This window comes from Variovorax sp. GW821-FHT09B01 (assembly GCF_059418345.1).
In genome coordinates this window covers 40,172-62,871 of sequence record NZ_JBWKPQ010000006.1, presented here as the reverse complement: position 1 = coordinate 62,871, position 22,700 = coordinate 40,172, and the positions used below count along the sequence as shown (strand labels likewise).

The 22,700-nt window shown below is 67.6% G+C and carries 21 protein-coding genes; 11 read left to right on the top strand and 10 right to left on the bottom strand.

Features of this window, described 5'->3' with window-relative positions; genetic code table 11:
- Window positions 1-29: 29 nt before the first annotated feature.
- Window positions 30-1,196: a GNAT family N-acetyltransferase gene (locus AC07RV_RS19245; protein WP_296789218.1), complete on the bottom strand. Its 1,167-nt coding sequence runs from the start codon at window positions 1,194-1,196 to the stop codon at window positions 30-32.
- 19 nt (window positions 1,197-1,215) lie between these two features.
- On the opposite strand from AC07RV_RS19245, the gene AC07RV_RS19240 reads away from it, so the two are divergent.
- Both AC07RV_RS19240 and AC07RV_RS19235 read left to right on the top strand, forming a co-directional pair.
- A complete protein-coding gene (locus AC07RV_RS19240; RefSeq protein WP_296789219.1) occupies window positions 1,216-2,907 on the top strand; it encodes an NAD+ synthase in 1,692 nt (563 codons plus the stop codon).
- Complete coding sequence (locus AC07RV_RS19235; protein WP_013540975.1) at window positions 2,904-3,242, top strand: P-II family nitrogen regulator; 339 nt, start codon at window positions 2,904-2,906, stop codon at window positions 3,240-3,242. Before AC07RV_RS19240 ends, AC07RV_RS19235 begins: the two co-directional genes overlap by 4 nt.
- 44 nt (window positions 3,243-3,286) lie before the next feature.
- Here AC07RV_RS19235 and AC07RV_RS19230 read toward each other — a convergent pair whose 3' ends face one another.
- The 6 genes from AC07RV_RS19230 to AC07RV_RS19205 form a co-directional block, all read right to left on the bottom strand.
- Complete coding sequence (locus AC07RV_RS19230) at window positions 3,287-3,877, bottom strand: LOG family protein (protein WP_296789222.1); 591 nt, start codon at window positions 3,875-3,877, stop codon at window positions 3,287-3,289.
- Window positions 3,878-3,908: 31 nt separating this feature from the next.
- Window positions 3,909-4,316, bottom strand: a complete 408-nt coding sequence (locus AC07RV_RS19225; RefSeq protein ID WP_057592491.1) for a diacylglycerol kinase — start codon at window positions 4,314-4,316, stop codon at window positions 3,909-3,911.
- A complete protein-coding gene (locus AC07RV_RS19220; protein ID WP_296789224.1) occupies window positions 4,313-4,891 on the bottom strand; it encodes an RDD family protein in 579 nt (192 codons plus the stop codon). The genes AC07RV_RS19225 and AC07RV_RS19220 overlap by 4 nt, the downstream gene beginning before the upstream one ends.
- A gap of 12 nt (window positions 4,892-4,903) precedes the next feature.
- The gene (locus AC07RV_RS19215) at window positions 4,904-5,782 is read right to left on the bottom strand and encodes a DUF3106 domain-containing protein (RefSeq protein WP_296789225.1); all 879 of its coding nucleotides are present in this window, start codon (window positions 5,780-5,782) and stop codon (window positions 4,904-4,906) included.
- 168 nt (window positions 5,783-5,950) lie between these two features.
- A complete protein-coding gene (locus AC07RV_RS19210; RefSeq protein ID WP_093341407.1) occupies window positions 5,951-6,382 on the bottom strand; it encodes a DUF3619 family protein in 432 nt (143 codons plus the stop codon).
- Entirely contained in the window at window positions 6,379-6,945 is a 567-nt protein-coding gene (locus AC07RV_RS19205; RefSeq protein WP_208511881.1) for an RNA polymerase sigma factor, read from the bottom strand. Before AC07RV_RS19205 ends, AC07RV_RS19210 begins: the two co-directional genes overlap by 4 nt.
- Window positions 6,946-7,241: 296 nt before the next feature.
- Between AC07RV_RS19205 and AC07RV_RS19200 the strand changes: the two genes are divergently transcribed.
- From AC07RV_RS19200 to AC07RV_RS19170, 7 genes are all read left to right on the top strand, one after another.
- Window positions 7,242-9,026 (top strand): acetolactate synthase 3 catalytic subunit, encoded by a 1,785-nt coding sequence (locus tag AC07RV_RS19200; RefSeq protein WP_296789226.1) that lies wholly within the window; start codon window positions 7,242-7,244, stop codon window positions 9,024-9,026.
- A gap of 141 nt (window positions 9,027-9,167) precedes the next feature.
- Entirely contained in the window at window positions 9,168-9,659 is a 492-nt protein-coding gene (ilvN, locus tag AC07RV_RS19195) for an acetolactate synthase small subunit (protein WP_012747479.1), read from the top strand.
- A 146-nt stretch (window positions 9,660-9,805) separates the two neighbouring features.
- On the top strand, window positions 9,806-10,822 hold the full coding sequence (ilvC, locus tag AC07RV_RS19190) for a ketol-acid reductoisomerase (RefSeq protein ID WP_296789229.1): 1,017 nt from the start codon (window positions 9,806-9,808) through the stop codon (window positions 10,820-10,822).
- A 184-nt stretch (window positions 10,823-11,006) separates the two neighbouring features.
- Window positions 11,007-11,831 carry a CDP-diacylglycerol--serine O-phosphatidyltransferase gene (gene pssA, locus AC07RV_RS19185; RefSeq protein WP_057592484.1) on the top strand — a complete coding sequence of 275 codons (825 nt, stop codon included), beginning with the start codon at window positions 11,007-11,009 and terminating at the stop codon, window positions 11,829-11,831.
- A 222-nt stretch (window positions 11,832-12,053) separates the two neighbouring features.
- The gene (gene leuA, locus AC07RV_RS19180; RefSeq protein WP_296789230.1) at window positions 12,054-13,760 is read left to right on the top strand and encodes a 2-isopropylmalate synthase; all 1,707 of its coding nucleotides are present in this window, start codon (window positions 12,054-12,056) and stop codon (window positions 13,758-13,760) included.
- A 50-nt stretch (window positions 13,761-13,810) separates the two neighbouring features.
- Complete coding sequence (locus AC07RV_RS19175; protein ID WP_296789231.1) at window positions 13,811-15,349, top strand: 2-isopropylmalate synthase; 1,539 nt, start codon at window positions 13,811-13,813, stop codon at window positions 15,347-15,349.
- Window positions 15,350-15,466: 117 nt separating this feature from the next.
- The gene (locus AC07RV_RS19170) at window positions 15,467-16,651 is read left to right on the top strand and encodes a serine hydrolase (RefSeq protein ID WP_093341415.1); all 1,185 of its coding nucleotides are present in this window, start codon (window positions 15,467-15,469) and stop codon (window positions 16,649-16,651) included.
- Between the two features lie 112 nt (window positions 16,652-16,763).
- On the opposite strand, the gene AC07RV_RS19165 is transcribed toward AC07RV_RS19170, so the two are convergent.
- The 3 genes from AC07RV_RS19165 to aat are packed head-to-tail and all read right to left on the bottom strand — an operon-like array spanning window position 16,764 to window position 19,147.
- On the bottom strand, window positions 16,764-17,615 hold the full coding sequence (locus AC07RV_RS19165) for an IclR family transcriptional regulator (protein WP_296789233.1): 852 nt from the start codon (window positions 17,613-17,615) through the stop codon (window positions 16,764-16,766).
- A gap of 30 nt (window positions 17,616-17,645) precedes the next feature.
- Window positions 17,646-18,395, bottom strand: coding sequence for an arginyltransferase (locus AC07RV_RS19160; RefSeq protein ID WP_093341418.1), 750 nt, complete (start codon window positions 18,393-18,395; stop codon window positions 17,646-17,648).
- Complete coding sequence (gene aat / locus AC07RV_RS19155) at window positions 18,392-19,147, bottom strand: leucyl/phenylalanyl-tRNA--protein transferase (protein ID WP_208511886.1); 756 nt, start codon at window positions 19,145-19,147, stop codon at window positions 18,392-18,394. Before aat ends, AC07RV_RS19160 begins: the two co-directional genes overlap by 4 nt.
- Before the next feature lie 259 nt (window positions 19,148-19,406).
- On the opposite strand from aat, the gene AC07RV_RS19150 reads away from it, so the two are divergent.
- Complete coding sequence (locus AC07RV_RS19150; RefSeq protein WP_492714465.1) at window positions 19,407-21,716, top strand: xanthine dehydrogenase family protein molybdopterin-binding subunit; 2,310 nt, start codon at window positions 19,407-19,409, stop codon at window positions 21,714-21,716.
- 37 nt (window positions 21,717-21,753) lie between these two features.
- Window positions 21,754-22,671 (top strand): helix-turn-helix transcriptional regulator, encoded by a 918-nt coding sequence (locus AC07RV_RS19145; protein ID WP_296789235.1) that lies wholly within the window; start codon window positions 21,754-21,756, stop codon window positions 22,669-22,671.
- The last annotated feature ends 29 nt before the right edge of the window (window positions 22,672-22,700 follow it).

Below are 22,700 nucleotides of genomic sequence, written 5' to 3'. Positions count from 1 at the left end.
CGTGGCCTGACGCGGGCCCGCCGTCGCTTTCAGGCGGCCTTGAACGGGCTGCGCTCGCCCAGGTGGTCCATGTAGTTCTCGATGCCTTCGCCCTCGCGCTCGAGGAAGCGCTCGACCGCGTCGGCGAAGGCCGGATGCGCGAGCCAGTGGGCGCTGGTGGTCTTCACGGGCATGAGGGCGCGCGCCATCTTGTGCTCGCCCTGCGCGCCGCCCTCGAAGCGCTGCACGCCGTGCGCGATGCACCAGGCCAGCGGCTGGTAGTAGCAGGCCTCGAAGTGCAGGCAGTCGACGCGCTCGACCGCGCCCCAGTAGCGGCCGTAGGCCACGAGCGGGCTGCCGGTGCTCTCGTCGGTGGCCAATGCGATCAGGCTGGCGGCGATCGGCTTGCCCTCGCGCTCGGCGACGAACAGCAGCCAGGCCTCGGGCAGCGTGTCGGCCATGCGATGGAAGAAGTCGCGCGTGAGGTAGGGCGGGTTGCCGTGCTCGCGGTAGGTGCGCGCGTAGCAGCGGTAGAAGAAGTCCCAGTCGGCGCGCGAGATGTCGGTCCCGCGCGACCAGCGGAAGCGCACGCCGGCATCGGCGACCTTGCGGCGCTCCTGGCGGATCTTCTTGCGCTTGTCGTGCGAGAGGCTCGCGAGGAAGGCCTCGAAGTCCGCGTAGCCGGGCGCCGGGTTCTGCCAATGGAACTGCACCGTGTGCCGCAGCATCAGCCCGGCCTCCGTGCAGGCCTCGATGTCGGCCTCGGCACCGAACAGCAGGTGCAGCGACGACAGCTCGCTCTCCTTGCACCAGGCCACCAGCGCCTGGGCCAGCAGCGCGCGGCCGGCCGCGTCGCGCGCGAGCAGGCGCGCGCCGGGCACGGGCGTGAACGGCACCGCGACCGTCGCCTTCGGGTAGTAGGCCAGGCCGTGCTGCTGGTAGGCGTTGGCCCAGGCCCAGTCGAACACGTACTCGCCGTAGGAGTGGTCCTTGACGTAGACCGGGCAGGCGGCCTCGAGGGTGTCGCCGCGCCAGAGGGTGAAGAACTGGGCCGTCCAGCCGCTCTCGGGCGTGGCGCTGCCGCTCTGGTGCAGCGCGGCCAGGTACTCGTGGCGCATGAAGGGCGAGGGTTCGGCCTGCGCGGCGAGCAGCGCGTTCCAGGCCTGCGGGTTCACGTCCGACGGCGACGCGACAACCCGAATGACATAATCGTTCAAGCCTGTTTCTTCCTTCCGTATGACGCTCAAGCTCGCCATCGCGCAACTCAATTTCGTGGTGGGCGATCTCCCCGGCAATGCCCGAAAAATCGTGGCGGCCGCGCGCGAGGCCCATGCCCGGGGCGCTCGCCTTCTGCTGACGCCCGAACTCTCGATCGCCGGCTATGCGGCCGAGGACCTGTTCCTGCGGCCGGCCTTCATCGAAGCTTGCGATGATGCCGTGAAAGGCATCGCCGCCGCGCTGGCCGACCTCAAAGACATGGTCGTGGTGGTGGGGCATCCGAGCGGCGGCAGCCTGCGCGGGCGCTCCGTGTCGGTGCAACTGCGCCACAACGCGGCCAGCGTGCTCAAGGAAGGCCGCATCCTCCAGACCTACGCCAAGCGCGAGCTGCCCAACTACCAGGTGTTCGACGAGCGCCGCTACTTCGCGCCGGGGCAGGGCACCTGCGTGTTCGAGGCCGGCGGCGTATCGGTCGGGTTGCTGATCTGCGAGGACGCCTGGTTCGACGCGCCGGCCGAGCTGGCACGCACCGCCGGCGCCGAGGTGCTGGCCGTCATCAATGCCTCGCCCTACCACGTGGGCAAGGAGGGCGAGCGCGTGGCGCGCATGGCCGATCGCGCGCGCGCCGTGGGGCTGCCGCTGGTCTATGCCCACCTCGTGGGCGGGCAGGACGAGGTGGTGTTCGACGGCGCCTCCTTCGCGCTGCAGGCCGACGGCGCGCTCGCGATGCAGGCGCCGGGCTTCGAGGAGAAGCTGGTGCTGGCCGAGCTCGAGCGTGCACCGTCGCAGGGCGTGCGCTTCCTGCCCGAGCCCATCGCCGCGCCGCGCGACGCCGAGGCCCAGCTCTGGGATGCGCTGGTGCTCGGCGTGCGCGACTACGTCGGCAAGAACGGTTTTCCGGGCGCGATCCTCGGGCTGTCGGGCGGCATCGATTCGGCGCTGGTGCTCGCGATCGCGGTCGATGCGCTCGGCAAGGACAAGGTGCGAGCGGTGATGATGCCCTCGCCCTACACGGCCGACATCAGCTGGATCGATGCGCGCGACATGGCGGGTCGCCTGGGCGTGCGCTACGACGAGATCTCGATCCGGCACACCTTCGAGTCGTTCAAGGCGGCGCTGGCCCCCGATTTCGCGGGCCGGGCCGAGGACACGGCCGAAGAGAACATCCAGGCCCGCATCCGCGGCACGCTGCTGATGGGGTTGTCGAACAAGTTCGGCTCGATCGTTCTCACCACGGGCAACAAGAGCGAGATGGCCACCGGCTACTGCACGCTCTACGGCGACATGGCGGGCGGCTTCGCGGTCATCAAGGACCTGCTGAAGACGACAGTGTTCGCGCTCGCGCGCTGGCGCAATGCCCACGATCCCTACGGCACCGGCGCCGAGCCGATCCCCGAACGCATCATCACGCGGCCCCCGAGCGCTGAGCTGCGGCCCGACCAGACCGACCAGGACAGCCTGCCGCCCTACGACATCCTCGACGCGATCCTGGCACGCTACATGCAGGACGACGAGGGCATCGACGAGATCATTGCCGCGGGCTACGACCGCGCGGTGGTCGAGCGGGTGGCACGGCTCATCAAGATCAACGAATACAAGCGGCGCCAGGCGCCGGTAGGCATCCGGGTGACGCACCGCAGTTTTGGCAAGGATTGGCGTTACCCTATCACCAGCAAATTCAACGAAACCGCCGGAGCACGCAAACCATGAAGCAGATCACCGCCATCGTCAAACCCTTCAAGCTCGAGGACGTACGCGAGGCCCTGGCCGAAGTGGGCGTCACCGGACTCACCGTGACCGAGGTCAAGGGCTTCGGCCGCCAGAAGGGCCACACCGAGCTGTACCGCGGCGCCGAGTACGTGGTCGACTTCCTGCCGAAGATGAAGGTCGAGGTCGTCGTCAACGAGGGCGACGTCGAGCGCTGCATCGAGGCCATCGTCAATTCGGCGCGCACCGGCAAGATCGGCGACGGCAAGATTTTCGTGACGGCCGTCGAGCGCATCGTGCGCATCCGCACCGGCGAAGAGAACGAGAACGCGGTCTGAGCTGAACCGCAGGGGCCGGCGCTCGCCGGCCTTTCACAAGAGGTTCAGAGGTTCTCGGCCAGCCGGTCGTCGCGCGGATGGCGCGGCACCTCGGCACGCAGCGCCGCGAGCAGCGGCTCGGCTTCGGTGCCGGTGCGCACCAGGCTCATCTGCCAGTCGCCCATCAGGCCGTCGCGCACGCTCTGGTCGAGGAAGTCGAGCAGCTTGTCGTAGTAGCCGGCGCTGTTGAGGATGCCGACCGGCTTGTCGTGGTAGCCGAGCTGGCGCCAGGTCCAGATCTCGAACAGTTCCTCGAAGGTGCCGATGCCGCCGGCCATGGCCAGGAAGGCGTCGGCGCGCTCGCCCATCATCGCCTTGCGTTCGTGCATGGTGTCGACCACGTGCAGCTCGTCGCACAGCGGGTTGGCCAGTTCCTTGTCGACCAGTGCCTTGGGGATGATGCCGACCACGCGTCCGCCCGCGGCGCGCGTGGCCTCGGCCACCGTGCCCATCAGGCCGGTGCGGCCGCCGCCGTAGACCAGCTGGCCGCGCTGCTGGCCGATCCAGCGGCCGACCGCCATGGCGGCTTCAGTGAACTCGGGACGCTCGCCGGGGCGCGAGCCGCAATACACGCAAATCGAAAATTCAGGGGTCATCCCCCGATCATGCCTCGCGTGGCGGGCCCGCTCATGACACGAAGCGTGTCCACAGGGCGGCGGCCCAGATGCAGGTGCACAGCGACAGCGACAGCAGCACCGCGGCGCTGCCCATGTCCTTGGCGCGCTTGGAGAGGTCGTGCCATTCGGGGCCGATGCGGTCGATGGCCGCTTCCACCGCCGTGTTGAGCAGCTCCACGATCATCACCAGCACCGCGCTGCCCGCGAGCAGGGCGATCTCGACCCAGCTGCGGCCGAGCCAGAAGGCGGCGGGGATCATGACCATCGACAGGATGGCTTCCTGCCGGAAGGCCGGCTCGCCCCAGCCGGCGCGCAGGCCGTGCAGCGAGATCAGCGTGGCGTGCCAGACGCGATCGAAGCCCTTGCGGGCCTTCTGCGGATTGACGGCGGGATCGGGAAGTTCGGGCAGGGCGCTCATCGGCGGCTCATGGGCTTGGAGGTAATGAGCCGGGTGCCGGCCCAGGCGTCATGCCAGAACTGGCGTTGCGGATGGAAGCGTGCCAGCAGGGCCCAGATGGCCACCCAGCCGAAGACGAGCACCGTGACTTCGGGGCCCGACAGCTTGAAGGGCGCGACGGCAGCGAGCGGCGGCAGGAACCAGATCCAGCTCAGCAGGTAGCGCGCGAGCGCGCGGCGCTGGCTGACCGGGTGGCCGTGCGTGTCGACGATGCGGATGTTCCAGGTCTTCATCGCCAGCGTCTGGCCCTTGGCCCAGAACCAGACGAAATAGACGCCGAACACCACGAAGAGGAAGGCTTGAAACAGGTGGCGCCGCGAATCCATGGCGTCGCGCATCTGGCCCAGCGTGCTGAAGAGCCAGCCCGAAACGAACACCACCGCGAACAGCAGCATGCCTTCGTAGAGCCAGCAGGCCATGCGGCGCCAGAGTCCAGGAACCGGGCCCTGTGCCGTGGAAGAAGAAACGTCAGACGCAGGAGGGACGAGCGAAGCAGGCGAATCCGACTCCGAAACCTCGGAAGAGCTGGAAACCATCGAGACCTTGGGTCAGGGGGCGGCCGAGGGTTGCTCGAGCGTGCGCCCCGCAGAAGTGGAAGACGGTGTGGAGGATACCGAAGTCGACGGGCCGGACGATGAAGAGTACGGAGACGGCACCTGGGCTTCGGCCGGCACCGGCTGGGGCGTGAAGGTGGCGGGGGCCGCGGCCGAGGGCGTCACCGGGGCGACGGTGGCCGCAGCCGTGCCGGACGATGCGGCCGGCGGGGTCGCGACGATGGCCGCAGCGGGCACGATGGCCGGCGTCGCGGGCGCCATCGGCGGCGCGAGCTGGATGCGGGGCGTGTGCTGCCCGGGCGGTGTGACCGTGGGCACGGCCACGAGCTTCTGGGACGACACCGGCCGCACCGGGATGGCGGCGCCCTTGGGCTTGGCCGGCGCACGCTCGGCGAGCTTGCGCTTTTCCTCTTCGCTCAGCGCCTGGTACTGCTCCCACTTGGCCTTGCGCTCGTCGGCCGGCACGCGCTTGACCTCGGCGAAGTTCAGGCGCGCCTGGACGCGCTGCTGGTTGCTGAGCGCGGCCCACTCGATCATGCGGCTGCGCAGCGTGATCTGGTCCTCGGCCGGCAGCGAGGCGTAGTTGCGCGACAGCGCGAGCCACTTGCGCTTCTGGCCGACGTTGAGGGTGTTCCAGTGCGGCGCCAGCGGTTGCAGGGCCTGCTGCTGCTCGGCGGTGAGCTCGGCCCACAGCGGCTTGGTGAGGGTGGGCGGCTTGGCGGCGGCGGACGCGGCCATGGTGCCGGTCGGCGCGGCCTTGGGCGTCTCCGCGCGAACGGCTTCCGAACGCACGGGCGTGGTCTGCGCGGCCGCGATCGTCAGTCCCAGTGCCGCGGCGGCCACGGTGCCGGCGCCGGCGAGACGAGCCGCCACGCCTTGCGACCACGAGCGCGAGGAGCGGGGCGAAATCGCGGGGGGCAGGGGGCGGCGTGGCATTCGGATGATCGGTCGGATGGAGGCTTCGGACAGGCGGGAAGGTCTAGGCGGCAGACGGGAGCGGCGAAGCCGGGCGCGGAGCTGACAGGGCGGGTGAGGCCCTCGTCAGTCGGAAGCGCCGTCGGACTTGAGGAACTGCGCGAAGCCCGGGTCGGTGTAGGCCGCCGGCGGCAGGTCGCCGGTGAGCAGCGCGGAATCGACCTCGGCCAGCTCGCTGGCGCGGTCCTCGTCCTGCATCACGCTGATGGTGACCAGGCCGGCCACCAGAGCTACGAGCGGCACCACGGTGCCGATGCGCGTCCACCAGCCCCAGCCACCACCGCCGCCCAACGCGGCGGTGTTGCCCGCCTGTACCACGGCGGGTGCGGCGCGCAACTGCGGGGCTTGCTTGCGCTGGGCCACGGCTTGCGCGCGCGCCACGCGCAGGCGTTCGCCGATGTCGTGCGGCAACGCCTGGTTGCCGGCGGACAGGCGCGCGGCCACGCGTTGACCGAATTCGTTTTCGGCGACAGAAGAAAGAGGAACCTTAGTATTCATAGCGAAATTCCCTTGGCTTTGAGCGCCTTGCTCAGAGCGTGGACGGCGCGCGAGCAGTGGGTTTTGACGCTGCCCTCGGAGCAGCCCATTGCGGCGGCCGTCTCTGCGACGTCCATTTCTTCCCAGTAACGCATCAGGAAAGCCTCGCGTTGACGGCCCGGCAATGCCGCGATCTGTTCTTCGATCTCATGCAGAACCTGTGCCCGGCGCGTGGTGTCCTCGGCGCTCTCGGTTTCTCTGGAGTCGGTCGGCGAGGCGAAGTTCTCGAGCAGGTCGAAATCGCCGTCGTCGTCGGTGGCCTCGAAATCGCTGAGGTTCGAGAACAGGGCGCGGCGGGTCTTCTGGCGGCGGAACCAGTCGAGCGTGCAGTTCGACAGGATGCGCTGGAACAGCATCGGCAGCTCGGCGGCGGGCTTGTCGCCGTAGTGCTGGGCCAGCTTCATCATGCTGTCCTGCACGATGTCGAGCGCCGCTTCCTCGTCTCGCACGTGATAGACCGACCGCTTGAAAGCGCGGCGTTCGACGCTTTTCAGGAAATCGGAGAGTTCTTGTTCGGTGGCCAAGCGTGAGAGGGGCGCCGGGCGCCGCGTGGGAATGGATGTCGGGCGGGAATGCCTCGTTGTTGGCCGCGAATTATGCCCGCCGCTCTTGACGAATCGTGTTGCGGGGCGATACGGGCTCGGCGGAACGCCGCGGCGGTGTCATAATCGCGCTCGCAAGTCAAAAGGCAAACGGGTCACGGTCCGGCGGAACAATCAGTCCGCTCATGGCTTTGGCCTCAAGTCCTGGCGCGGCCCCACAAGGGTTGGCAAGGGGCACCCAAGGTTTTTCGTTCCCGAAAAAACTCCAAAGGTTGATCATGGAAATCTCGAAGGCGGAACTCGCTTCCGCAGCAGCCGCGTCCTCCGGCGCCGGCAATCACACGCAAGAACTCATGGGCGCCGAAGTGCTGGTCAAGGCACTGCAGGCCGAAGGCGTCCAGTACGTCTGGGGCTACCCCGGCGGCGCGGTTCTCTACATCTACGACGCGTTCTACAAGCAGGACACCATCCAGCACGTGCTGGTGCGCCACGAGCAGGCGGCCGTCCACGCCGCCGACGGCTATGCGCGCGCCACCGGCGAGGTGGGCGTGGCGCTGGTCACCTCGGGCCCGGGCCTGACGAACGCGGTCACGGGCATCGCCACGGCCTACATGGACTCGATCCCGATGGTGATCATCTCGGGCCAGGTCCCCACGGCGGCGATCGGCCTGGATGCCTTCCAGGAATGCGACACCGTCGGCATCACGCGCCCGATCGTCAAGCACAACTTCCTCGTCAAGGATCCGAAGGACCTGGCGATGACGATGAAGAAGGCCTTCCACATCGCACGCAGCGGCCGTCCGGGCCCCGTGGTGGTGGACGTGCCCAAGGACGTCTCGTTCAAGAAGGTGGCCTATGCCGGCTATCCCGAGAAGATCGAGATGCGCTCGTACAACCCGGTGCGCAAGGGCCACGGCGGCCAGATCCGCAAGGCGCTGCAGCTGCTGCTCAACGCCAAGCGCCCCTACATCTACACCGGCGGCGGCGTGCTGCTGGGCAATGCCACCAACGAGCTGCGCACGCTGGTCGACATGCTCGGCTACCCGGTCACCAACACGCTGATGGGCCTGGGCGCCTATCCGGCGAGCGATCGCAAGTTCCTCGGCATGCTGGGCATGCACGGCACCATCGAAGCCAACAACGCGATGCAGAACTGCGACGTGCTGCTGGCCGTGGGTGCGCGCTTCGACGACCGCGTGATCGGCAACCCCAAGCACTTCGCGCAGAACGAACGCAAGATCATCCACGTCGACATCGACCCGTCGAGCATCTCCAAGCGCGTGAAGGTCGACATCCCGATCGTGGGCGACGTCAAGGACGTGCTCACCGAGCTGATCTCGATGATCCGCGAGAGCACGACCAAGCCCGATGCCGGCGCGCTCGCCAACTGGTGGACCACCATCGAAGGCTGGCGCTCGCGCGACTGCCTCAAGTACGACCGTGGCAACAAGGACGTGATCAAGCCGCAGTTCGTCGTCGAGACGCTGTGGAACATGACCAAGGACGCCGACGCGTACATCACGTCCGACGTCGGCCAGCACCAGATGTGGGCCGCGCAGTACTACCGCTTCGACGAGCCGCGCCGCTGGATCAACTCCGGCGGCCTGGGCACCATGGGCGTGGGCATTCCCTACGCCATGGGCATCAAGCTCGCGAAGCCGGAATCGGAAGTCTTCACCATCACGGGCGAAGGCTCGGTGCAGATGTGCATCCAGGAACTGTCGACCTGCCTGCAGTACAACACGCCGATCAAGATCTGCTCGCTGAACAACCGCTACCTCGGCATGGTGCGCCAGTGGCAGGAGATCGAGTACTCCGGCCGCTACAGCCACAGCTACATGGATGCGCTGCCCAACTTCGTGAAGCTCGCCGAGGCCTATGGCCACGTCGGCATGCTGATCGAGCGTCCGCAGGACGTGGAGCCCGCGCTGCGCGAAGCACGCAAGCTCAAGGACCGCACCGTGTTCATGGATTTCCGCACCGACCCCACCGAGAACGTGTTCCCGATGGTCAAGGCCGGAATGGGCATCACCGAGATGCTGCTGGGGTCCGAGGATCTCTGATCCCTCGGCCTGTTTTCGACCGTTCGTTCTCAACCTTTCACTGACGAATCTATTGCCCGCCGAGCCCGCGCATTACCGTGCGCGGGGGAGGGCGGCGAAAGCGAAAGCTTCCGCGCTGGCGAAAAGAGGAGTCACGCACACATGAAACACATCATTGCCGTTCTGCTGGAAAACGAGCCCGGTGCTCTTTCCCGCGTGGTGGGCCTGTTCTCGGCCCGTGGCTACAACATCGAGTCGCTGACCGTCGCGCCCACCGAGGATGCGAGCCTGTCGCGCATGACCATCGTCACCGCCGGTTCGGACGACGTGATCGAGCAGATCACCAAGCACCTGAACCGCCTGATCGAGGTGGTCAAGGTGGTCGACCTGACCGAAGGCGCCTACACCGAGCGCGAGCTCATGATGGTGAAGGTGCGCGCGGTCGGCAAGGAGCGCGAGGAGATGATGCGCATGGCCGAGATCTTCCGCGGCCGCATCATCGACGTCACCGACAAGAGCTACACCATCGAGCTCACCGGCGACCATGGCAAGAACGACGCCTTCCTCGAGGCGATCGATCGCAGCGCCATCCTCGAGACCGTGCGCACCGGCGCCAGCGGCATCGGCCGCGGCGAGCGCATCCTGCGGGTCTGACCCGATGAAAACGGAGCTCGGTCGCTGCCCGTTCGGGCCGAGCTTGTCGAAGCCCCCGCGCGAGCGGGGACTGCATTGAGCCCTTCGACAGGCTCAGGACGAACGGCACAACACACTGCAACTCGCATATCTATCTGGAGAACATCATGAAGGTTTATTACGACAAGGACGCGGACCTGAGCCTGATCAAGGGCAAGACGGTGGCCATCATCGGTTACGGCTCGCAAGGTCACGCGCACGCGCAGAACCTCAACGACAGCGGCGTCAAGGTCGTGGTCGGCCTGCGCAAGGGCGGCGCTTCGTGGGACAAGGTCGGCAAGGCCGGCCTGCAGGTCGCCGAAGTGGCCGATGCCGTGAAGTCCGCCGACGTCGTCATGATCCTGCTGCCCGACGAGCAGATCGCCAACGTCTACAAGAACGACGTGGCGCCGAACATCAAGGAAGGCGCTTCGCTGGTCTTCGCGCACGGCTTCAACGTGCACTACGGCTTCGTGCAGCCGCGCGCCGACCTCGACGTGTGGATGGTCGCTCCCAAGGCCCCGGGCCACACCGTGCGCAGCACCTACACCCAAGGCGGCGGCGTGCCCCACCTCGTGGCCGTGCACCAGGACAAGAGCGGCAAGGCGCGTGACCTCGCGCTGAGCTACGCCACCGCCAACGGCGGCGGCAAGGCCGGCATCATCGAGACCAACTTCCGCGAAGAAACCGAGACCGACCTGTTCGGCGAACAAGCGGTTCTGTGCGGCGGCACGGTCGAGCTGATCAAGGCCGGTTTCGAAACGCTGGTGGAAGCCGGCTACGCGCCCGAAATGGCGTACTTCGAATGCCTGCACGAGCTCAAGCTGATCGTCGACCTGATCTATGAAGGCGGCATCGCCAACATGAACTACTCGATCTCGAACAACGCCGAGTACGGCGAGTACGTCACGGGCCCGCGCATCGTGACCGACGAGACCAAGAAGATCATGAAGCAGGTGCTCAAGGACATCCAGACCGGCGAATACGCCAAGAGCTTCGTGCTCGAAGCCGCTGCCGGCCAGCCCACGCTGATCAGCCGCCGTCGTCTGGGTGCAGAGCACCAGATCGAAGTGGTTGGTGAAAAGCTGCGCGCGATGATGCCCTGGATCAAGAAGAACAAGCTGGTCGACCAGACCCGCAACTGATCTCCCGGCGAGCAGGGCGCTGCGGCGCCCGATTCCCCCCAAGGGCCACCCTCGCGGTGGCCCTTTTGCTTGGAGGGGTGGGCGTGCCCCTGAACTACACTCCCGGGGATGCGATCCAGTGACCGAATTGCTATCGAAGAGATAGCTGAGCCGACAATGCCCATGAGGGACGGAGACCTATTCAATGCATGACGACACCGTCCCCGACGAGGTCCAGCCGCGCAAGCGGCGAAAGGGCATCTACGTCCTGCCGAACCTGTTCACGCTGGCCGCGCTGTTCGGCGGCTTCTATTCGGTCGTGATGGCGATGAACGCGCGCTTCGACCTCGCCGCGCTGGGCGTCTTCGCGGCCATGGTGCTCGACAGCCTCGACGGCCGCGTGGCGCGCATGACCAACACGCAGAGCGCGTTCGGCGAGCAGATGGACTCGCTGTCCGACATGGTCTCGTTCGGCGCCGCGCCCGCGCTGATCGCCTACGAGTGGTCGCTCAAGGGCCTGGGCCGCTGGGGCTGGATCGCGGCCTTCGTCTATTGCGCCTGCGCGGCGCTGCGGCTCGCGCGCTTCAACGTCAACACCGGCGTGGTCGACAAGCGCTGGTTCCAGGGCCTGCCGTCGCCCGCGGCGGCGGCGCTGGTGGCCGGCTTCATCTGGCTCATGACCGAGTGGGGCAAGCGCGGCGGCGAGGTGCTGTACCTCTCGTGGACCCAGATCACCTGGATCACCTTCGCCTTCACGCTCTATGCGGGCCTCACGATGGTGACCAACGCGCCGTTCTACAGCTTCAAGGACGTGCAGATGAAGAAGAGCGTGCCCTTCGCCGTGATCGTGCTGATCGCGCTCGGCATCGCGGTCATCAACATCCATCCGCCGACGGTGCTGTTCGGCCTGTTCGTGGTCTACGGCCTGAGCGGCTACGTGGTCTATGCATGGCGCAAGGCCAAGGGACAGCAGACCAGCGTGATCAGCACCTCGACCGAGGAACCCGACGAGCGCGGTTTGCACAACTGAGACAGGCATTGCGGCACTGTCTTCACAAAGTCTCGAAGCCTGTGCTAAATTCGCAACCCTCATGACGAAGATGATTTCGCTGCTGGCCCTACTAGCTCTCCCTCACGGGCGGAGACGGTAGCGCACGCGCAATCCATCACCACGGCCCGTTCGCACCAGCAACGGGCCGTTTGTTTTTGGGGTTGCTGGTTGATCACCAACCATCACAGCAGAGAAATCGACATGTTGAAGCAACCTCAAGCCAAATACCGTGCGTTCGCGCCTATCGGTCTCAAGGACCGCACCTGGCCCGACGCCGTGCTGACCAAGGCGCCGATCTGGCTGTCGACCGATCTGCGTGACGGCAACCAGGCCCTGGTCGAGCCGATGGACATCACGCGCAAGATGCGCATGTTCGAGACCCTCGTGGCCATCGGCTTCAAGGAGATCGAGGTCGGTTTTCCCTCCGCGTCGCAGGTCGAATTCGACTTCGTGCGCAAGCTCATCGAGGAAGACCGCATTCCCGACGACGTGACGATCCAGGTGCTGACGCAGGCGCGCGACCACCTGATCGCCCGCACCTTCGAGGCCTTGCAGGGCGCGCCGCGCGCCATCGTCCATCTCTACAACGCGGTGGCGCCCGTGATGCGCCGCGTGGTGCTCGGCATGGACGAGGACGGCATCGTCGAGCTCGCCGCCTCGCATGCGCGCATGTTCAACGAGATGGCCGCGAAGCAGCCCAACACGCGCTGGACCTTCCAGTACTCGCCCGAGATGTTCTCGGGCACCGACCTCGCGTTCTCCAAGCGCGTGGTCGACGCGGTCACCGCGGTCTGGACACCGACGCCCGAGCGCAAGTGCATCGTCAACCTGCCGTCGACGGTCGAGCATTCCACGCCGAACATCTTTGCCGACATGATCGAGTGGATGCACCGCAACCTCGAACGCCGCGATGCGATCGTGCTCTCGGTGCATCCGCACAACGACCGCGGCACCGGCACCGCCGCCGGCGAGTTCGCGTTGATGGCCGGCGCCGACCGCATCGAAGGCTGCCTGTTCGGCAACGGCGAGCGCACCGGCAACCTCGACCTCGTCAACGTGGCGCTCAACCTCTACACGCAGGGCGTCTCGCCCGAACTCGACTTCTCGAACATCGACGAGATCCGCGCCACGGTCGAGCACTGCAACCAGATTCCCGTGCATCCGCGCCACCCGTACGTGGGCGACCTGGTCTACACCTCGTTCTCGGGCTCGCACCAGGACGCGATCAAGAAGGCCTTCTCCGCGCGCAAGGACGGCGACATCTGGGACATGCCCTACCTCCCGATCGATCCGAAGGACGTCGGCCGCAGCTACGAGGCCGTGATCCGCGTCAACAGCCAGTCGGGCAAGGGCGGCATCGCCTACCTGCTCGAGAGCGAATACGGCATCGAGATGCCGCGCCGCCTGCAGATGGAATTCAGCCAGACGGTGCAGCGCGTGATGGACGTCGCGGGCAAGGAACTCACGGCCGCGGACCTCTGGCAGCTCTTCGTGCGCGAGTACGGCATCGAGTCGGTGCAGGCGCTCCAGCACCGCGTGCTGCAGGAGGAGGGCAAGGACGGCGCCAACGCCTCGGTGCTTCTGCGCGGCGACCTGGCCTGGAACGGCGAGACCGTGGCCATCGAGGGCCGCGGCAACGGTCCCATCGATGCCTTCACGCACGCGCTGAGCGCCGCGACCGGCCATGCGGTGCGCGTCATCGACTACCACCAGCATGCGATCGGCGCCGGTGCCGACGCCAAGGCCGTGGCCTACCTGGAGCTGCGCGTGGACGAGTCGCGCACGCTGTTCGGCGTGGGCATCGACGAGGACACCATCGCCGCCTCGCTGAAGGCGATCGTCTCGGGCGTGGAGCGCGCCAGGGGCAACGGCGCGCACAGCGCACAATCGGAGACCGCGACCGTCTGAGCCTCGATCCGACCGAAGCGCCAGGTGGCCAGAAACGAAGGAGAACCACGATGACCGACCAACTCATAATTTTCGACACCACCTTGCGCGACGGCGAGCAGTCGCCCGGCGCCTCGATGACGCGCGACGAGAAGTTGCGCATCGCCAAGCAGCTCGAGCGGCTGCGGGTCGACGTCATCGAGGCTGGCTTCCCGGCCAGCTCGAACGGCGACTTCGAGGCGGTCAAGGCGATCGCCAACGCGATCAAGGAATCGACGGTGTGCGGCCTGTCGCGCGCCAACGACCGCGACATCGCGCGCGCCGCCGAGGCGCTGAAGGGCGCGGCGCGCGGCCGCATCCACACCTTCATCGCGACCTCGCCACTGCACATGGAGAAGAAGCTGCGCATGTCGCCCGACGAGGTGTACGAGCAGGCCCGACTCGCGGTGCGCTTCGCGCGCAACCAGGTGGGCGACGTGGAATTCAGTCCCGAGGACGGCTACCGCAGCGATCCCGACTTCCTGTGCCGCGTGATCGAGACCGTGATCGCCGAGGGCGCGACCACGATCAACGTGCCCGACACCGTGGGCTACGCGATCCCCGAGCTCTACGGCAATTTCATCAAGACGCTGCGCGAGCGCATTCCCAACAGCGACAAGGCGATCTGGTCGGTGCACTGCCACAACGACCTCGGCATGGCGGTGGCGAACTCGCTGGCCGGCGTGAAGATCGGCGGCGCGCGCCAGATCGAGTGCACCATCAACGGCCTCGGCGAGCGCGCGGGCAACTGCTCGCTCGAAGAGGTGGTGATGGCCGTGAAGACCCGCAAGGACTACTTCGGCCTCACGCTGAACATCGACACCCAGCACATCGTGGCCGCGAGCCGCATGGTCAGCCAGACCACCGGCTTCGTGGTGCAGCCCAACAAGGCGGTGGTGGGCGCCAATGCCTTCGCGCATGCCTCGGGCATCCACCAGGACGGCGTGCTCAAGGCGCGCGACACCTACGAGATCATGCGGGCCGAGGACGTGGGCTGGGCCGCCAACAAGATCGTGCTGGGCAAGCTCAGCGGCCGCAACGCCTTCAAGCAGCGGCTGCAGGAGCTCGGCGTGGCCATGGAGAGCGAGGGCGAGATCAACGCCGCCTTCCTGCGCTTCAAGGAGCTGGCCGACCGCAAGTCCGAAATTTTCGACGAAGACATCCTCGCGCTTGTCAGCGCGGAGGAGGGTGCGAACGTTGGCGAACAGTTTGCTTTCGTTTCTCTCGCGCAGCACAGCGAAACCGGTGAACGCCCCCAGGCGAAGATCGTCTTCACCGTCCATGGCAAGGAAGTCACGGGCGAGTCGGACGGCAATGGCCCGGTCGATGCTTCCCTGAAGGCCATCGAGTCGCACGTCAAGAGCGGCGCCGAGATGGTGCTTTACTCGGTCAATGCCATCAGTGGCTCGACGGAAAGCCAGGGAGAAGTTACAGTCCGGTTACAAAACGCAGGGCGGGTGGTCAACGGCGTCGGGGCGGATCCCGACATCGTGGTGGCGTCAGCAAAGGCTTATTTGAGTGCGCTCAACAAGTTACAGAGCCAAGCTGAGAGAGTGGCGGCACAAGGTTAGGTTTTCAGGCGATCCTTGGTATTCGAATGAAGAAAAGGATGCAAGTAGCTGATATTGCGTGCCTTTTTTGATTTCGATACACTGCGGTCCTTATTCCTGCCGCTGGAGATTTTGTACATGCCCGAAGCCCGTCTCCACCGCGTTTCAAGCCTTCGCACCCTCGCCGTCGCGTTCTGCGCGACGGCTTTTTTGTTGTCCGGCGCCCAAGCCGCCAAGAAAGAGAAGGCGGCCCCTGCCAAGACGGCGGCCGTCTCGAAGAAAGCCCGCGGCGCTGCGCCGGTCGAGGTGAAGCGCAATGCCGCGTCGTCCAAGGTCGCCAAGCGTGGTGGCCGTGCCGAGCGCGACGACAAGGCCGACAAGGTGGTCCGTGGTGGCCGCAACGTGGTGGCCACCCTGCAAAAGAAGAACGGCAAGACCGTGGTGGCCGTGCAGCGCCGCTCGGTGGTCCGTGTCGAGGCGCCGCCGCGCCAGTCCTTCGGCCAGATGGCCGGCCTGCACACCACCGACGACGCGCTCGAGCTCAAGTCGAGCGTCGCGCTGGTGGTCGACCAGGACACGCACGAGGTGCTGTTCAGCAAGAACGACCACGCCGTGCTGCCGATCGCCTCGCTCACCAAGCTCATGACCGGCCTGCTGATCAGCGAGGCCAAGCTGCCGAACGAAGAGCTCATCACCATCACCCAGGACGACGTCGACACCGAGAAGCGCAGCAGCTCGCGCCTGACGGTCGGCACCACGCTCACGCGCGGCGAACTGCTGCACCTGGCGCTGATGTCGAGCGAGAACCGCGCCGCCCACGCGCTGGGCCGCACCTATCCCGGTGGCCTGAGCACCTTCGTGAGCATCATGAACGCCAAGGCGCGCATGCTCGGCATGAAGGACACGCGCTATGTCGAGCCCACCGGCCTGTCGAGCCGCAACCAGTCGAGCGCACAAGACCTGGCGCTGCTGGTGAACGCCGCCTACGCCGACGCCACCGTGCGTTCGCTGTCCACCTCGCCCGAGTACCAGGTCGAGGTCGGCCGCCGCACCTTGCAGTTCAACACCACCAACCGCCTCGTGAAGAGCCCCGACTGGGACATCGGCGTGCAGAAGACCGGCTACATCTCCGAAGCCGGCCAGTGCCTGGTGATGCAGGCCCGGGTCGCGGGCCGCAAGCTGATCATGGTGTTCCTCGATTCGGCCGGCAAGTTCAGCCGCATCGCCGACGCCGAGCGCGTGCGCCGGTGGGTCGAGGCCACGCATGCCGTGCCGGGTTCGCCGGCCGCCTCGCGCGCCGTGGCGTACCAGATCGCGGGCTGAGCGAGCCTGCCCAAAGACGAAAGCCGGCGGTTGCCGGCTTTTTTCATGGTGCGGGGGAAGCGCTTCGGCCCCTGAGGGTCGCCGCAAGGGCCTGAAACGCGCCCAGGCGCGCTCAAGCCCCCACGGAGGGGGAGGGGCCGCCCGGCGACCCCGAAGCGGTTGCCACGGCCCCGGCAGCGGGTGCCACGCCCTGCTTGAAGCCCAGCGCCTCCGAGATTTCGTTCGCCGTTGCCTGCAGCTTGGGCAGCCAGCCTTCGTCGAGCCGGTCGGCCGGCGCCGAGATCGACAGCCCCGCGACCAGCTTGCCCTGGTCGTCGTAGATGCCGGCGGCCATGCAGCGCACGCCCAACTCCAGCTCTTCGTTGTCGCGCGCGATGCCGTACTGGCGCGCCTTCGACAGCTCGCGCTCGAGCGCCGGCAGCTGCGTGATGCTGTTGCGCGTGTGGCCGGCCAGCCCGGTGCGGGTGGCGTAGCTGCGCACCCGCTGCGGATCGTCCGCGGCCAGGAACAGCTTGCCGGTGGAAGTGAGGTGCAGGGCGGCGCGGCCGCCGATGGCGCGCACCACCTGCATGCCCGAGCGCTCGCTGTAGGAGCGCTCGATGTACACGATCTCGTCGCCCTGGCGCATGCTGAGGTTGACCGGCTGCTGCGTGAGCTTGTGCAGCTCGCGCATCGGGCCCAGCGCGGCGTCGCGCACGTTGAGCCGGCCCTTGACCAGGTTGCCGAGCTCCAGCAGGCGCATGCCGAGCCGGTAGCTGCCGGCCTCGGGACGGTCGACGAAGCGGCCGACCGCGAGGTCGTTGAGGATGCGGTGGGTGGTGGAGGGATGAAGCCCCGTCTTTTCGCTGATTTCCTTCAGGGAAATGGCTTCTTCGCGCGAGGCCAGCACGTCGATCAGCGCGAACATGCGTTCGATGACCTGGATGACGGGGGTGGCCGGAATGTCTGAATGGTTTTTTCTCATGGCGCTGTGCGGTGAAGACCGAGCGCCATTTTATCTTGTGAAATCGCTGGCGCGCTGCCAGCGGCCGTCGATCAGCAATTCGTGGGGCGCGAAGCGCGCCTTGTAGTTCATCTTCGGGCTGTGTTCGATCCAGTAGCCCAGGTAGACGTGGGGCAGGCCGAGCTTGCGCGCCTGCTCGATCTGCCAGAGCACGCTGTAGGTGCCGTAGGCCATGCCGTCTTCGGGCTCGTAGAAGGTGTAGACGGCCGAGATGCCGTCGTTGAGCACGTCCAGGATCGACACCATCTTGAGCGCGCCCGCGCTGCCGTCGGGCAGGGTCTCGCGGAACTCCACCAGTCGCGAGTTCACGCGGCTCTGCAGCAGGAACTGGGTGTACTGGTCGATGCTGTCGTGGTCCATGCCGCCGCCGGCGTGGCGGCCGTTCTGGTAGCGCAGGTAGAGCTGGTAGTGCTCGGGCACGAAGCACAGCTTGAGCACGCGGGCCTGCAGGTCGACGTGCTGTTTGGCGGCACGGCGCTGGCTGCGCGAGGCCTTGAAGGCATTGGCCAGCACCCGCAGCGGCACGCAGGCGCGGCAGCCGTCGCAGTACGGGCGGTAGGTGAACATGCCGCTGCGCCGGAAGCCGCTGAGCACCAGGTCCGAGTACGCGTCGTTGTGGATCAGGTGGCTGGGAGTGGCCACCTGCGAGCGGGCCTGGCGGTCCGGCAGGTAGCTGCAGGGATAGGGCGCGGTCGCGTAGAACTGCAGCGTATGGAGCGGGAGATCCTTGAGGTGCGTCACGTCGGGTGAGAGGGTCGCGCAGACAGGAGTTCGGACCAGTATACGGGCTCGAAACGCCAGGCGGGCCCCGTCGCTTCCCGAGCCCGGGCCACGTGTTCGACGAAGCGCGCGCGCGGCATTTCATGCGCGCCCAGGCTCGCGAGGTGGGCCGTGTTCTGCTGGCAGTCGATCATCCGCACGCCGAAGCGCCGGCACAGGCACACCAGCGCCGCCAGCGCGGTCTTCGAGGCGTCGGGGCGGCGCGTGAACATCGACTCGCCGAATACCGCGCCGCCGATCGCCACGCAGTAGAGGCCGCCCGCGAGTTCGCCGTCGATCCAGGTCTCGACGCTGTGGGCATGGCCGGCCCGGTGCAATTCGGTATAGGCGGCGACCATGTCGGGCACGATCCAGGTGCCCGACTGGCCCGGGCGGGCCGAGCCCGAGCAGGCCCGGATGACGGCCCCGAAGTCGTGGTCGATGCGGATCTCGCAGCCCGGCGCCTGCGCGAAGCGCGCCAGCGTCTTGCGCAGCGAGCGGTGGAGCCGGAAATCGGCCACCTGCAGCACCATGCGCGGATCGGGGCTCCACCACAGGATCGGCTGGTCCTCGCTGAACCAGGGGAAGACGCAGCGGCCGTAGGCGCGCAAGAGAGTATCGACGTCGAGCGAGCCGCCGGCCGCCAGCAGCCCGGGCACGGGATCGGCGATCCCCCACGCCGTCGAGGGGTCGGGCAGGGCATCGCCGGGTTCGAGCCAGGGCAGTTGTCGCATGGCCGTAGGTATACACGGCTTGCGGGGCGCATCTTCGTATCAGAGGCGAAAACCCAACGCCGGCCCCGACCCGGGCCCCCTCGGGCATGCCCCTTTCTGGTGCCCTCCCAATGCACTCGTCCAAAGGCGCACACGTTTGCTCCAGCTCACATATAGTGCGGAGCTTCCTTCGAAGAAGCACCCCATGACGGTCTCTGCGCGCCAGCGTTGTGCGCGGGCCCGGTACAAGAGGACCACGTTGACCACAGACCCCAATCCCATGCGTTTCGGCAGCGGCCAGGCCGTGCGCCGGCTCGAAGACCAGAGTCTTCTTTCAGGTGCCGGCCGCTACACGGACGATGTGTCCCTGCCGAGCCAGTCCCACCTGGTCTTCCTGCGTTCTCCCTACCCTCATGCGCGCATCGCCTCGGTCGACGCCTCGGCGGCGCTCGCGTTGCCGGGCGTGCTCGCCGTGATCACCGGCGCCGACCTGGCCGCGGCCGGCGTCAAGCCGATGCCCGGCGCCGCCGGCTTCAAGCGTGCCGACGGCGGCGACAGCGCCAGCCCCGCGCGCCATGCCATCGCGCACGAACGCGTGCGCTTCGTCGGCGAGGCCGTCGCCGTGGTGGTGGCCGACACCGTCCAGCAGGCGCGCGACGCGGCCGAAGCCGTGATGGTCGAGTACGAGGAGCTGCCGATGGTGGTCGACCTCGCGGCCGCCACCGCCGAAGGCGCGCCGCAGCTGTGCGACGAGGCCAGCGGCAACATCGCGGCCGAGATGCGCCACGGCAGCAGCGAGGCCGCCACGGCCGCCTTCGCCAAGGCCGCCCACGTGGTGGCGCTCGACGTGGTCAACCAGCGCGTGGTGGCGCTGACCATCGAGCCGCGCTCGGTGCTCGCCGCGCCCGACGCCGACACCGGCCGCCTCACGATCCGCATGAGCACCCAGATGCCCTCGGGCGTGCGCGATTCGATCTGCGCCGCCATCGGCCTGGCCAAGGACAAGGTCCGCGTGGTGGTCGGCGACGTCGGCGGCGGCTTCGGCATGAAGACCGGCGCCTATCCCGAGGACATCGCGGTGGCCTTCGCGGCGCTGCAGGTGAAGCGCCCCGTGAAATGGGTGGCCGACCGCAGCGAGGAATTCCTCTCGAGCGCCCATGGCCGCGACATCGAGGCCAAGGCCGAGCTCGCGCTCGATGCCAAGGGTCGCATCCTTGCGCTGCGCATCAAGACGCTGGCCAACGTCGGCGCCTATGCCACCGGCACTGGCGTCGCGATCCAGCTGCTGATCGGCCCCTGGGTGCAGACCAGCGTCTACGACATCCAGACCATCGACTTCCACTTCAAGGCGGTGCTCACCAACACCGCGCCCACCGGCGCCTACCGCGGCGCCGGCCGGCCCGAGGCGATCTTCACCATCGAGCGGCTGATGGACGAGGCCGCGCGCCAGACCGGCATCGACCGCATCGAGCTGCGCCGGCGCAACTTCATCCGCCCCGAGCAGATGCCGTACAAGAACCCGATGGCGCAGACCTACGACACCGGCAAGTTCGAATCGGTGATGGACCAGGCGCTGGGCCTGGCCGACTGGAACGGCTTCGAGGGCCGCGCCGCCGAATCGGCGCGCAACGGCCGCCACCGCGGCCTGGGCATCGCCACTTTTCTCGAATGGACCGGCGGCAACGTGTTCGAGGAGCGCGTCACCGTCTCGGTGCAGGCCGATGGCGTGATCGAGGTGTTCTCGGCCGTCAATGCCATGGGGCAGGGCATCGCCACCTCGCTGGCGCAGCTCGCGGTCGACGCCTTCGGCGTGCCGATCGAGAAGGTGCGCGTGGTGCTCGGCGACACCGACCGCGGCGACGGCTTCGGCAGCGCCGGTTCGCGCTCGCTGTTCACCGGCGGCTCGGCCGTGCGCATCGGCGCCGAGCGCACCATCGACAAGGCGCGCGAACTCGCGGCCCAGGAATTCGAGGTGGCGATCGACGACGTGACCTACAGCCGCGGCGCCTTCGCCGTGATCGGCACCGACCTCGAGCTCGACCTGTTCACGCTGGCCGGCAAGCAGCCCGAGCGCGAGATCTTCGTCGACTCCACCAGCACCGTGGCCGGCCCGACCTGGCCCAACGGTTGCCACATCTGCGAGATCGAGATCGATCCGCCCACCGGCGAGATCAGCGTGGTGGCCTACAGCTCGGTCAACGACGTGGGCCGCGTGGTCAACCCGATGATCGTGCGCGGCCAGCTCGAGGGCGGTGCGGTGCAGGGCATCGGCCAGGCGCTCTACGAGCAGGTGGTGTACGACCACGAGACCGGCCAACCCGTCACCGGCAGCCTGATGGACTACGCCGCGCCGCGCGCCGACATCGTCAGCACCATGTTCCACATGGAGATGGACGAGTCGACGCCCTGCAAGAACAACCCGCTGGGCGTCAAGGGCGTGGGCGAACTGGGCACCATCGGTGCCACGCCGGCCATCGTCAATGCCGTGGCCGACGCCTTCGCGCGCAACGGCCTCGCCGCCCGCGCGCCGCGCCTGCACATGCCGCTGAGCCCCTCGCGCGTGTGGCAGGCGATGCAGACGGTCGACTGAGGACCCGCCGCACGGCCGGTACTGCGGGAGAACCACCATGCTCGTGGTCACCGAACTGCAGACCGAGCCGATCCGGGTCTCGAGCTACCGCTGCGACGCGGGCCCCGATGCCCCGCCTTTCGCCGAGATGCACGAGGGCCATTCGGTCTCGTACGTGCGCAAGGGCAGCTTCGGTTACCGCACGCGCGGCCATGCCTACGAGCTCGTGGCCGGCTCGGTGCTCGTCGGCGCGCCGGGCGACGAATACGTCTGCACCCACGACCACCACGTCTGCGGCGACGAGTGCCTGGCCTTCCACCTCTCGCCGGGCTTCGTCGAGCTGATCGGCGGCGGGCGCGGCACCTGGCAGGCCGGCGGCCTGCCGCCGCTGTCCGGGCTGATGGTGCTCGGCGAACTCGCGCAGGCCGCGGTCGAGGGGCGCAGCGATCTCGGCCTCGACGAGGTCGGCATGCAGTTCGCCCATCGCTTCGTCGACCTCGTGGAAGGGCGCGATGCGCCGCGGCCCGGAGCGGCCCCCGCGCGCGACCGGCGCCGCGCCGTCGATGCCGCGATGTGGATCGCCGAGGGTTCGCACGAGGACATCGGCCTCGAGCAGGCCGCGGCCGAGGCCGGGGTCAGCGCCTTCCATTTCCTGCGGCTGTTCTCCCAGGTGCTGGGCGTGACGCCGCACCAGTACCTGGTGCGTTCGCGCCTGCGCCATGCGGCGCGCCTGCTCGCCGACGGCGACCGTCCCGTGACCGAGATCGCGCTCGACGTGGGCTTTGCCGACCTCAGCAATTTCGTGCGCACCTTCCGGCGCGCCGCCGGTGTCTCGCCGGGCGATTTCCGCCGTGCCGCGCGCGGCGACCGCAAGATTCTCCAAGACCGCCTCGCGGCCTTGCTCGACGATGAGCGCCTGATCCATTCATCGAGCAGGAAGCCATCGCCATGCACCACGCCATCGAACTCGAACTGACAGTCCCGGCCCGCGCAGGCCGCCATCCC